Origin of the sequence: Dickeya lacustris (assembly GCF_029635795.1) — a bacterium.
GTDB classification, from domain to species: domain Bacteria; phylum Pseudomonadota; class Gammaproteobacteria; order Enterobacterales; family Enterobacteriaceae; genus Dickeya; species Dickeya lacustris.
Map to the genome: position 1 here is coordinate 2,790,214 of NZ_CP114280.1, position 11,315 is coordinate 2,801,528.

Here is an 11,315-nt window from a genome sequence, read left to right on the forward strand (position 1 = left end):
TATCGAAATGACCTCTTCGATAACATACAGAATCGGTGGTGCGGTAGTTCAGTCGGTTAGAATACCGGCCTGTCACGCCGGGGGTCGCGGGTTCGAGTCCCGTCCGCACCGCCACCCTATTTAGGGGCGTAGTTCAATTGGTAGAGCACCGGTCTCCAAAACCGGGTGTTGGGAGTTCGAGCCTCTCCGCCCCTGCCAAACATGAACCCTTCACGTTTACGTGAAGGGTTTTTTGTTTTCACTCATTCCCCACAAACTCCCTTATTGGGAAACAAATCGACCTGTCACTTCATTGGTTTCATCATTTCTGAGAAAAGTTTCCGAAAGCCCACAGGGCTTTCTATGGGTCACACTTTGGTGTTGACGGGAGTTTTTAATAATTGCCTTATCAGTTCTTGCTGATCGCTGCTTTCGAGCCACACAGCGTAGCAGGGGCGAACGATCGTTTCTGATTTAGGGATCTGGTGTAGGTCTGGATAAAGCGTCAGCCAATCGCTAGGAAGAAATGCGCAGCCACCAAGCGTCACCATAAGTTGTCTTGCCAGATGTGCAGATGATGTCGTTAATGAGGGTATCTGATCGCCCGCCAGCCAACGGCTCTCATATTGGTGAAAGTCAGCACCCCATTCGAGCTTAATATAAGGTAGCTCATCTGCGGATTCATTAGTGTAATAACCCAGCAAAGATAGCGAAAAATTGCCGAGTAATTGACAGGAAAGCTCATCCATTTTGGGGGATTCTGTCGTGATGAGTAAATCGAGTTGGCGCTCGTGCAACTCTTTTATGAGTGTCTGGCGAGGGGCTATTCGTGCTTCTAATTGTAGTAATGGGCGCTGTTGATAAAGCTCGTTTAGCCATGGTGTTAAAAAGGCTTCCCACAATGAGGCCGTCGCACCGATAGCCAGTTGGCTATGCTGCTGGGAGCGCGCGACCTCTTTCTTGGCGACTTGCCATGTGCCGATAAGACTCTCTGCATAGGGTAGTAAGCGCTCACCAGCAGGGGTCAGACGGATATTGTTTCTGTGGCGTGTAAACAGATGTGCGCCCAGTTGATTTTCAAGTTGTCTGATACGAAAGCTAACGGCGGATTGTGTGAGATAGAGGGATTCGGCTGCCCGGCCAAAGTGTCTCGTCCGGCTGACTTCCAGAAAGGTTTTGAGTAAGTCGGTATCCATTTTTATCTCCAAAAAATTTTATCGTCATGATTTAAATGTTTTGTTTTACAGGAAGTCAAGCCTATCTAATACTCCGCGCCATAAACGGCACGACCATATGAGAATTAGGAGCGTGTAAGATGGCGGAAAGCTTCTCAACAAACAGTCGTTTTTTTGATAACAAATTCTATCCACGTGGTTTTTCCCGGCATGGTGACTTTACGATTAAAGAAGCCCAACTGCTGGAACGTTATGGACAAGCATTCAACGAACTTGATACGGGCAAGCGTCAGCCGGTAACAGATGAAGAAAACCAGTTTGTAGCCGTGTGCCGTGGTGAGCGTGCTGCTGAGACTGAGTTGGAAAAAATCTGGGCCAAGTATACTGCCCGTATTCGTCGTCCGAAACGCTTTCATACGTTATCTGGCGGCAAGCCGCAGATGGATACCGTTGAAGAATATACGGAAAGCGATGATTAATCTTAATGGGGCGTTTGCCCCATTTTCGTTTTAGCCCGCCCGTTATTGCCGAACATAGTGCCAAATCTATGCAAGACTCTTGTGCAACTGAATGAGTAGACGGTCCATGCTGCGGTAACTTAGCGCCTCCGCTACATGTTTTCGCTGGATATGCTCTTCTCCGCTCAGGTCGGCGATGGTGCGCGATACTTTCAGTATCCGGTGCCATGCTCTCACTGAGAGTCCCAATTTGCTCATGACCTCTTCCAGATAAGCTGCATCTTCGCTTTTTAGTTTGCAGTAATGAATAATATCATCAGGTTTCATATGTGCGTTAATGCGCCCTGAACGCGTCAGTTGCTGCTGGCGTGCCTGAATCACTCTCTCCCTTACCTCCGCGCTGTTTTCGCCGCTGCGTGTCTGCTGGCGCAATATTCCAGGTGCAAGCAGGGGAACTTCTATCGATAGATCAAATCTGTCCAGAAATGGGCCAGATAATCGATTCAGGTAGCGTAAAATTTGTTGTGCAGGCATGCGGCTATGCATCCCTTGATAGTGTCCTGACGGGCTGGGGTTCATTGCCGCCACAAGCTGAAAACGGGCGGGATAACACACTTTTGCGCGTGTACGTGAAATCACGATTTCCCCTGATTCGAGCGGCTCACGCAGTGAATCCAATACCCGGCGCTCAAATTCCGGTAATTCATCTAAGAATAAGACGCCATTGTGGGCCAGTGAGATTTCTCCGGGCTTGGGAAGCGCGCCGCCACCAACCAGCGCTGTTATCGAGGCGGTATGGTGCGGGGCCCGAAACGGTCTGCTTCGCCATTGAGATAAACTGGGTTGAAGATTGATGAGGCTATTAATGGCCGCGCTCTCTTGGGCTTCATCGTCATCCAGCTCTGGCAATATCCCCGGCAGGCGGCTTGCCAGCATGGTTTTTCCTGTTCCAGGCGGGCCAAGCAGCAGTAAGTTGTGGCCACCGGCGGCGGCAATTTCCAATGCTCTTTTCGCTTGTTCCTGGCCAATTATCTCTTTGAGATCCGGGTGGCAATCGCTGGCCTGATTCACATTGCCCATATCCTTCCCCGCTGGCAATGCTTCTCCGGTTTGTAAAAATGCGCACACCTCTAATAGATGACTGGCGAGTAAGGTATGGCAGTGGGGAACCAGCGCCATTTCCATTTGATTGTCGTGAGGCAGAATCAGACTTCGCTTGGCTTTGTGCGACTCCAGTGCGGCTGGAATTGCGCCATACACACCCCGAAGATGGCCAGAGAGGCCCAACTCGCCAAGAAACTCAAACTGTGCCAGCTTCTCTGCCGCAATCTGCTCAGAGGCGGCCAGAATCGCCAGCGCAATAGGCAGATCATAGCGTCCCCCTTCTTTAGGTAAGTCGGCAGGTGCCAGGTTGACGGTAATGCGCTTGGCTGGAAAGGTAAAGCCGCAGTTGATGAGTGCGCTGCGTACCCTGTCCCTTGCTTCTTTGACGGTGGTTTCTGGTAGCCCGACCAGCGTAAGTGCGGGCAATCCATTACTGATGTGTACCTCGATGGAGACTTCAGGCGCCTGCATGCCGATAGTGGCGCGTGTATAGGTAATGGCCAGTGTCATTCTCGTTCCCTCCTTGCAACAAGGCGCATCATGTCGCGCTGATAAGGTTGATGCATCATTGCAACTACCGAGATGCGAGCCGTTATCGAAGAAAAGATCGTTGTTTCAGCCGTAAGACACCATATTGCGGGGACGGTTACAGTATTTCACTTTCGCTGTAGGGCGGGTACGAGCACGGAAATCGCAAGAGGTATGTCTGTGATACAACAAAAAGTGCAATGGCTAATGCGTAGAGTTACTTTATGAATAGTAAGATTTTTTTCATGTATGAGCTGTTTCCTTTTCCGAACGGCACAGAAAAAAGAGTTGTCATTGAGGTGCTCGCTGTGATAACTCTGTAGGTATTCGTTCGACAATAGATTAATGAACAACCTGAAATGAAAGCCCTAAACCTAGTGATTAGCCTAGTCGTGATTAGCGTGGTGGTGATTATTAACCCACCGTGCGGGGCTGCACTTGGACGAAGAATGGCTTAAAAATCAAGGCCGAATTCAAGAAAACCCCCGCACCGAAAGGTCGGGGGTTTTTTTATGGGCCGATAATCTCAATAAGGGAGCAGAGCATGTCCGGTAGCATAAAATGCTGTTTTCCTCAGATGGAATCGGGGAAATAACTATGAATGGCGCACAGTGGGTGGTACAAGCGTTGCGGGCGCAGGGAGTGGAGACCGTTTTCGGTTATCCAGGTGGCGCGATTATGCCGGTTTATGATGCCTTGTATGACGGCGGTGTCGAACACCTGCTGTGCCGCCATGAGCAGGGAGCCGCTATGGCGGCGATTGGTTATGCGCGCGCGACCGGTAACGTTGGCGTTTGTATTGCCACATCCGGCCCCGGCGCGACGAATCTGATAACCGGGCTGGCCGATGCTCTGCTGGATTCTGTACCGATTGTCGCCATTACCGGTCAGGTTGGTTCCGCGCTGATAGGCACCGATGCTTTTCAGGAAATTGATGTGTTGGGATTGTCTCTGGCATGTACCAAACACAGTTTTCTGGTGGAGTCGATAGAGGCGTTACCGGAAATTATGGCTGAGGCTTTCGCCGTTGCCCGCAGCGGCCGCCCGGGGCCGGTGCTGATTGATATCCCGAAAGATATTCAGTTGGCACAGGGCGAGTTTTCCCCCTGCTTTATGCCGGTAGATGACAGCATGCCGTTTTCTGCCCACCGTGTAGCAGAAGCCCGTGCGATGCTGGCGCAGGCGAAAAAACCGGTGTTGTACATCGGCGGTGGCGTTGGCATGGCGCAGGCGGTTCCGGCACTGCGCGCGTTCATCGACACCACGCAGATCCCGGCGGTCGTGACACTCAAGGGGTTAGGTGCAGTCGCCAATGACTATCCATATTACCTCGGCATGCTGGGGATGCACGGTACGCGGGCGGCAAACTTGTTGGTGCAAGAGTGTGACCTGTTGGTGGCGATAGGGGCGCGTTTTGATGATCGCGTAACGGGCAAGCTCAGTGCGTTCGCCCCTCACGCCAGCGTTATTCATATGGATATCGACCCGGCGGAACTGAATAAATTGCGTCAGGCACACGTCGCGCTTAATGGCGATTTGAATCAATTATTGCCAGCATTACAGCAATCGCTCGATATCGCCGCATGGCAGCAACAGGCGGCGATGATGAAAGCCGAATATCCATGGCGTTACGACCATCCCGGCGAGGCGATTTATGCCCCGGCGCTGTTGCGCACGCTGGCAGATCGTATGCCTGCCGAGACCGTTATCACTACCGATGTTGGCCAGCACCAGATGTGGGCCGCCCAACACATGCACTTTACCCGGCCTGAAAACTTCATCACCTCCAGCGGGCTTGGCACCATGGGGTTTGGCGTGCCTGCGGCGGTTGGCGCACAGGTTGCCCGCCCGGAGAATACGGTTATCTGTGTTTCCGGCGACGGCTCTTTTATGATGAATGTACAGGAGCTTGGCACCATTAAACGAAAACGCCTGCCCGTAAAAATCCTGTTGCTGGATAATCAGCGCTTAGGGATGGTACGACAATGGCAGCAGTTATTTTTTGATGAGCGCTACAGTGAGACCAACCTTTCCGATAACCCCGATTTCCTGATGTTGGCCAGCGCCTTTGGTATCCCCGGCCAACACATTACCCGTAAAGACCAGATTGATTCCGCCCTGGATGCGCTGCTAAACAGCGACGGCCCTTATCTGCTGCATGTTTCCATCGACGAGAATGAGAATGTCTGGCCGCTGGTGCCTCCAGGTGCTGGCAACGAAACCATGCTTGATAAAACAGAATAATGGCAGGAGACTTTCCCATGACACATCATCAGCTTTCCATTCAGGCCCGCTATCGTCCCGAAGTGCTGGAGCGCGTATTACGTGTGGCGCGCCATCGCGGTTTTCAGGTTTGCGCCATGAATATGACCCAGGCGTTGAGTAGCGATCAGGTGCAAATAGAAATGACCGTTGCCAGCCAGCGACCGGTCGATTTATTGTCAACCCAATTAAGCAAACTGCTGGACATTGCGTGTGTCGAGATCCAGCCGCTCACATCACAACAGATACGTGCCTGAAGGCACCGGTAAGGAAGATTAACAATGACGAAAAAAGCAGACTATATCTGGTTCAACGGTGAAATGGTTCCCTGGGCTGACGCCAAAGTTCATGTGATGTCCCATGCGCTGCATTACGGCACCTCGGTGTTTGAAGGTGTGCGCTGCTATACCTCTCACAAAGGGCCGGTGGTGTTCCGCCACCGTGAGCACATGCAGCGCCTGCATGATTCGGCCAAAATCTACCGCATGCCGATCTCCTACAGTGTCGATGAGCTGATGGAAGCGTGCCGCGAAACGCTGCGCCGTAATAACCTGACCAGCGCGTATATTCGCCCGCTGGTGTTTGTTGGCGATGTGGGTATGGGCGTGAACCCGCCAGCGGGTTATAGCACCGATGTGATTATCGCCGCCTTCCCGTGGGGAGCCTATTTGGGCGAAGAAGCGCTGGATCAAGGTATTGATGCGATGGTGTCGTCATGGAATCGTGTGGCTGCCAATACCATTCCGACGGCGGCCAAAGCGGGCGGTAACTACCTCTCTTCTCTGCTGGTGGGCAGCGAAGCGCGTCGTCACGGTTATCAGGAAGGGATTGCGCTGGATGTAAACGGCTATGTGTCGGAAGGCGCAGGCGAAAACCTGTTTGAAGTGAAAGACGGCGTGATTTTCACCCCGCCGTTTACGTCTGCTGCGCTGCCGGGCATCACCCGTGATGCCATCATCAAGCTGGCGAAAGACAAAGGCTTTGAGGTGCGTGAGCAGGTGCTGTCGCGTGAATCGCTGTATTTGGCGGATGAAGTCTTTATGTCCGGCACGGCGGCGGAAATCACTCCGGTGCGCAGCGTAGACGGTATTCAGGTTGGTATCGGCAAATGCGGGCCCGTCACCAAACAATTGCAGCAGGCGTTCTTTGGCCTGTTTAGCGGCGAAACGCAAGACAAATGGGGCTGGCTGGATCCGGTCAATCGTTAATTCGTTATCACAGAATACTTTTTCCGGTGGCGCTCTCGCCACCGGCTACCCGTTTAAACTGGAGTAATCAGAGTATGCCTAAGTACCGTTCAGCCACCACCACGCATGGTCGTAACATGGCTGGAGCGCGAGCCCTGTGGCGCGCCACAGGAATGACCGACGCCGATTTTGGCAAACCTATCATTGCGGTCGTGAACTCGTTCACGCAATTTGTTCCCGGCCACGTTCATCTGCGCGATCTGGGTAAACTGGTCGCCGAGCAGATTGAAGCGGCGGGCGGTGTTGCCAAAGAGTTCAACACCATCGCGGTGGATGACGGGATAGCGATGGGCCATGGCGGTATGCTGTACTCGCTGCCCTCGCGCGAGCTGATTGCCGACTCGGTAGAGTACATGGTTAACGCACACTGCGCGGATGCCATGGTGTGTATTTCTAACTGCGACAAAATCACCCCAGGCATGCTGATGGCCTCGCTGCGCCTGAATATTCCGGTGATTTTTGTTTCCGGTGGCCCGATGGAAGCCGGGAAAACCAAACTCTCTAATCAGCTCATCAAGCTGGATCTGGTGGATGCCATGATTCAGGGCGCGAACCCGAATGTCAGCGATGCCGACAGCGACCAGATTGAACGCTCTGCCTGCCCGACCTGCGGTTCTTGCTCTGGCATGTTCACCGCCAACTCGATGAACTGCCTGACTGAAGCGCTGGGGCTGTCTCAGCCGGGTAACGGCTCGCTGCTGGCCACCCACGCCGATCGCAAACAACTGTTCCTCAATGCGGGAACACGCATTGTTGAGCTGACCAAGCGTTACTACGAGCAAGACGATGCCAGCGCGCTGCCGCGCAATATTGCCACCAAAGCGGCGTTTGAAAATGCCATGACGCTGGATATCGCCATGGGCGGCTCCACCAACACCGTACTGCACCTGTTGGCATCGGCGCAGGAAGCGGAAGTGGACTTCACCATGGATGACATCGATCGTCTGTCACGCAAAGTGCCGCAGCTGTGCAAGGTGGCACCGAGTACCCAGAAATACCACATGGAAGATGTACACCGCGCCGGTGGCGTGATGGGTATCCTCGGTGAGCTGGATCGCGCCGGTTTGCTGAACCGCGACGTGAAAAACGTGCTGGGCCTGACGCTGCCGGAAACGCTCTCAACTTATGACGTGATGCTCACCCAGGACGAAGCGGTGAAAACGATGTTTGCCGCTGGCCCGGCAGGGATTCGCACCACGCAGGCGTTCTCGCAGGACTGCCGCTGGGATTCGCTGGATACCGATCGCCAGGAAGGGTGTATCCGTTCGCGCGAACACGCTTACAGTCAGGATGGCGGGTTAGCGGTGCTGTACGGCAATCTGGCTGAAGATGGCTGCATTGTGAAAACCGCCGGGGTAGACGAAGGCAGTCTGGTGTTCCGTGGCCCGGCAAAAGTGTATGAAAGTCAGGATGATGCGGTTGAAGCCATTCTGGGTGGCCGTGTGGTGGCTGGCGACGTAGTGGTGATTCGCTACGAAGGGCCGAAAGGCGGCCCCGGGATGCAGGAAATGCTGTACCCCACCAGTTTCTTAAAATCGATGGGATTGGGCAAGGCCTGTGCGCTTATCACCGACGGGCGCTTCTCTGGCGGCACCTCTGGCTTGTCTATTGGTCATGCCTCACCGGAAGCGGCCAATGGCGGCACCATCGGGCTGGTGCAGGATGGCGACATGATTGCCATCGACATTCCGAAACGCAGCATCGCGCTGGAAGTGGATGATGAGGCGCTCGCTCGCCGTCGTGAGCAGGAACTGGCGCGTGGCGAAGCGGCCTGGACGCCGAAAAACCGCGATCGTCAGGTGTCGTTCGCGCTGCGTGCTTACGCCAGTCTCGCCACCAGCGCAGATAAAGGCGCGGTACGCGATAAGAGCAAACTCGGAGGCTAACCATCATGGCAGTTTCTCAACCGCTTCCCGCCGAACCCGGCGGTGCGGAGTACCTGCGCGCGGTACTGCGCGCGCCGGTGTACGAAGTGGCGCAAGTGACGCCGCTGGAGCCGATGGATAAGTTGTCATCGCGCCTGGGTAACGTCATTTTGGTCAAACGTGAAGACCGCCAGGCGGTACACAGCTTTAAGCTGCGTGGCGCTTACGCCATGATGGCAAGCCTGAGCGAGACGCAAAAAGCGCACGGCGTGGTGACGGCATCGGCCGGGAACCACGCGCAGGGCGTGGCGTTATCCGCCAGCCGCCTGGGTATTCGGGCGTTGATTGTGATGCCGGTTGCCACCGCAGACATTAAAGTCGATGCGGTGCGTGATTTTGGCGGCGAAGTGTTGCTGCATGGCGCGAACTTCGATGAAGCCAAAGCCAAAGCCATTGCGCTGTCACAGCAGCAACACATGACCTTTGTGCCGCCGTTTGACCACCCGGCGGTGATTGCCGGGCAGGGTACGCTGGCGATGGAGCTGTTGCAGCAAGACGCGCACCTCGACCGGGTGTTTGTACCGGTCGGCGGCGGCGGGCTGGCGGCGGGCGTCGCGGTGCTTATCAAACAGCTGATGCCACAGATTCAGGTTATCGGTGTTGAAGCCGAAGACTCCGCTTGCCTGCGCGCTGCGCTGGATGCCGGCCAGCCGGTGGACTTGCCGCGCGTCGGGCTGTTTGCCGAAGGGGTGGCGGTAAAACGCATTGGTGACGAAACCTTCCGCCTGTGCCGGGAATATCTGGATGATGTGATAACGGTCGATAGCGATGCCATTTGCGCGGCGGTGAAAGACCTGTTCGAAGATGTGCGCGCCATTGCCGAGCCGTCCGGTGCGCTGGCGCTGGCTGGCATGAAAAAATACATCCAGCAGCACAACATTCAGGGCGAGCGGCTGGCGCATATTCTCTCGGGGGCGAACGTCAACTTCCACGGCTTGCGTTATGTTTCCGAGCGCTGTGAGCTGGGCGAGCAGCGCGAAGCGCTGATGGCTGTCACCATTCCCGAGCAGAAAGGCAGTTTTCTCAAATTCTGCCAGTTGCTGGGCGGGCGATCTGTCACCGAATTTAACTACCGCTATGCTCACGCCGATAACGCCTGCATTTTTGTTGGCGTGCGCTTAACGCGCGGCAGCGCAGAGCGGCATGAAATTCTGTCACAGTTGCAGGCGGGCGGTTATCAGGTGGTGGATTTGTCTGATGACGAGATGGCGAAACTGCATGTGCGCTACATGGTCGGTGGCCGTCCTTCCAAGCCGCTCAAAGAGCGTCTCTACAGTTTTGAGTTCCCGGAATCACCGGGCGCGCTGTTGAAATTCCTCAACACGCTGGGGACGCACTGGAATATTACGCTGTTTCATTACCGCAGCCACGGCACCGATTTTGGCCGGGTGCTGGCGGGATTTGAGCGCACCGAGCACGACCCGGCGTTTGAGCAACATCTTCAGGCGCTCGGTTACGAGTGCCATGACGAATCGCAAAACCCGGCGTTTCGTTTCTTCCTGCAAGGCTAGCGTCAGTTAGCCTCACCTCATGCGCCCGACGGTGTGACGCCGCCGGGCGCATGTTATTTTGAGCCGCACTGCGGTAGGCTTGATGTCTCATTCGTCAAGGACATCACATCATGGCAACGGGATTTAACGGCTTTCCCCCCCAGGCGCTGACGTTTTTACAGCAGGTACGCCAGCAAGACAGTAAAGAGTGGTTTGAAGATCACCGGCAAACGTATGAAAACCAATTGTTGACGCCGTTTCGCGCGCTGGTGGAAACCCTCTCCATCACCATGCTGCAAATTGACGATCACATCGAGACTCGCCCGGCGGTGGGCAAAACGTTGTCCCGTATTCACCGCGATACCCGTTTTTCCCACGACAAATCCCGCTACCGCGACAAAATGTGGTTTACCTTCAAACGCACGCCGAAAGACTGGACGGATTCACCGGTCTATTTTTTCGAGCTGACCCCAACGGACTGGCGCTATGGTCTTGGCTATTACAGCGCCAGCCGTGCCACCATGGAGTTGTTCCGGCAGACGGTGCGCGATAATCCACAGGGTTTTCTGACGGTAGCGGCATGTCTTGGTGGTGAGTTTGAGTTGGTCGGGGAGAGTTACAAACGGCCATTGATTAAAGAGCAGCCAGCGGAACTGGCACACTGGTACAACCGTAAATCGTTCGCGGTGATGGCAACCCGGCAAGATCTGGAACCGGTGTTGAGCGGGGAACTCGCCTCAATACTCGCGACAGGGTTTACGCAACTGGAACCGCTCTACCACTATCTGATGAAGATTGAAATGCTGAAAAAAGCAGCGGAGCCCGAGAAAATCAGCCCCGCCTTTATGGATGAGCGCTGGTTGAGTCGTTGAAGGTTATTTTCCCTTCATCATTAAATCCGGCACCATCAAATCCGTCACTATCAAATAAATAGCCCTGACGGTCATCGTGATTAAACATCAGGGTGATTAAGCATCAGGTTAGCGAGATGGCCGGGCGCGTTGGGGTCATACCTCTCTTTGACACAAGCCCGTTTCTATTCGCGTGTTTCCGTGCGCCTCGCCTTATATGCCCGGCGGTGTTACGCCGCCGGGCGCATGTTATTTAGACGCCGAGCGAAATAAGCCTGTAGTTGAATTTCTGTATA

The 11,315-nt window shown here is 54.5% G+C and carries 10 protein-coding genes and 2 tRNA genes; 10 read left to right on the plus strand and 2 right to left on the minus strand.

Annotated elements, in window-relative coordinates:
- Positions 1–37: 37 nt before the first annotated feature.
- Both O1Q98_RS12670 and O1Q98_RS12675 read left to right on the plus strand, forming a co-directional pair.
- A tRNA-Asp gene (locus O1Q98_RS12670) sits at positions 38–114 on the plus strand.
- 8 nt (positions 115–122) lie between these two features.
- Positions 123–198, plus strand: a tRNA-Trp gene (locus O1Q98_RS12675).
- Between the two features lie 149 nt (positions 199–347).
- Here the strand turns inward: O1Q98_RS12675 and hdfR are convergent.
- On the minus strand, positions 348–1,175 hold the full coding sequence (gene hdfR, locus O1Q98_RS12680) for an HTH-type transcriptional regulator HdfR (protein WP_125260998.1): 828 nt from the start codon (positions 1,173–1,175) through the stop codon (positions 348–350).
- 119 nt (positions 1,176–1,294) lie between these two features.
- On the opposite strand from hdfR, the gene O1Q98_RS12685 reads away from it, so the two are divergent.
- Positions 1,295–1,633, plus strand: coding sequence for a MaoP family protein (locus O1Q98_RS12685; protein ID WP_125260997.1), 339 nt, complete (start codon positions 1,295–1,297; stop codon positions 1,631–1,633).
- A gap of 66 nt (positions 1,634–1,699) precedes the next feature.
- Here the strand turns inward: O1Q98_RS12685 and O1Q98_RS12690 are convergent, their stop codons facing one another.
- Positions 1,700–3,226 carry a YifB family Mg chelatase-like AAA ATPase gene (locus O1Q98_RS12690; protein ID WP_125260996.1) on the minus strand — a complete coding sequence of 509 codons (1,527 nt, stop codon included), beginning with the start codon at positions 3,224–3,226 and terminating at the stop codon, positions 1,700–1,702.
- Between the two features lie 377 nt (positions 3,227–3,603).
- Between O1Q98_RS12690 and ilvL the strand changes: the two genes are divergently transcribed.
- From ilvL to O1Q98_RS12725, 7 genes are all read left to right on the plus strand, one after another.
- Positions 3,604–3,702 carry an ilv operon leader peptide gene (gene ilvL / locus O1Q98_RS12695; RefSeq protein ID WP_071604114.1) on the plus strand — a complete coding sequence of 33 codons (99 nt, stop codon included), beginning with the start codon at positions 3,604–3,606 and terminating at the stop codon, positions 3,700–3,702.
- 139 nt (positions 3,703–3,841) lie between these two features.
- On the plus strand, positions 3,842–5,488 hold the full coding sequence (gene ilvG, locus O1Q98_RS12700; RefSeq protein ID WP_125260995.1) for an acetolactate synthase 2 catalytic subunit: 1,647 nt from the start codon (positions 3,842–3,844) through the stop codon (positions 5,486–5,488).
- 17 nt (positions 5,489–5,505) lie between these two features.
- Positions 5,506–5,763, plus strand: a complete 258-nt coding sequence (gene ilvM / locus O1Q98_RS12705; protein WP_125260994.1) for an acetolactate synthase 2 small subunit — start codon at positions 5,506–5,508, stop codon at positions 5,761–5,763.
- 24 nt (positions 5,764–5,787) lie between these two features.
- Positions 5,788–6,714: a branched-chain-amino-acid transaminase gene (ilvE, locus tag O1Q98_RS12710; protein WP_125260993.1), complete on the plus strand. Its 927-nt coding sequence runs from the start codon at positions 5,788–5,790 to the stop codon at positions 6,712–6,714.
- 74 nt (positions 6,715–6,788) lie between these two features.
- The gene (gene ilvD, locus O1Q98_RS12715) at positions 6,789–8,639 is read left to right on the plus strand and encodes a dihydroxy-acid dehydratase (protein ID WP_035344952.1); all 1,851 of its coding nucleotides are present in this window, start codon (positions 6,789–6,791) and stop codon (positions 8,637–8,639) included.
- A 5-nt stretch (positions 8,640–8,644) separates the two neighbouring features.
- Positions 8,645–10,189 (plus strand): threonine ammonia-lyase, biosynthetic, encoded by a 1,545-nt coding sequence (ilvA, locus tag O1Q98_RS12720; RefSeq protein ID WP_035344950.1) that lies wholly within the window; start codon positions 8,645–8,647, stop codon positions 10,187–10,189.
- A 110-nt stretch (positions 10,190–10,299) separates the two neighbouring features.
- Positions 10,300–11,040 carry a DUF2461 domain-containing protein gene (locus O1Q98_RS12725; protein WP_035344948.1) on the plus strand — a complete coding sequence of 247 codons (741 nt, stop codon included), beginning with the start codon at positions 10,300–10,302 and terminating at the stop codon, positions 11,038–11,040.
- Positions 11,041–11,315 lie beyond the last annotated feature (275 nt).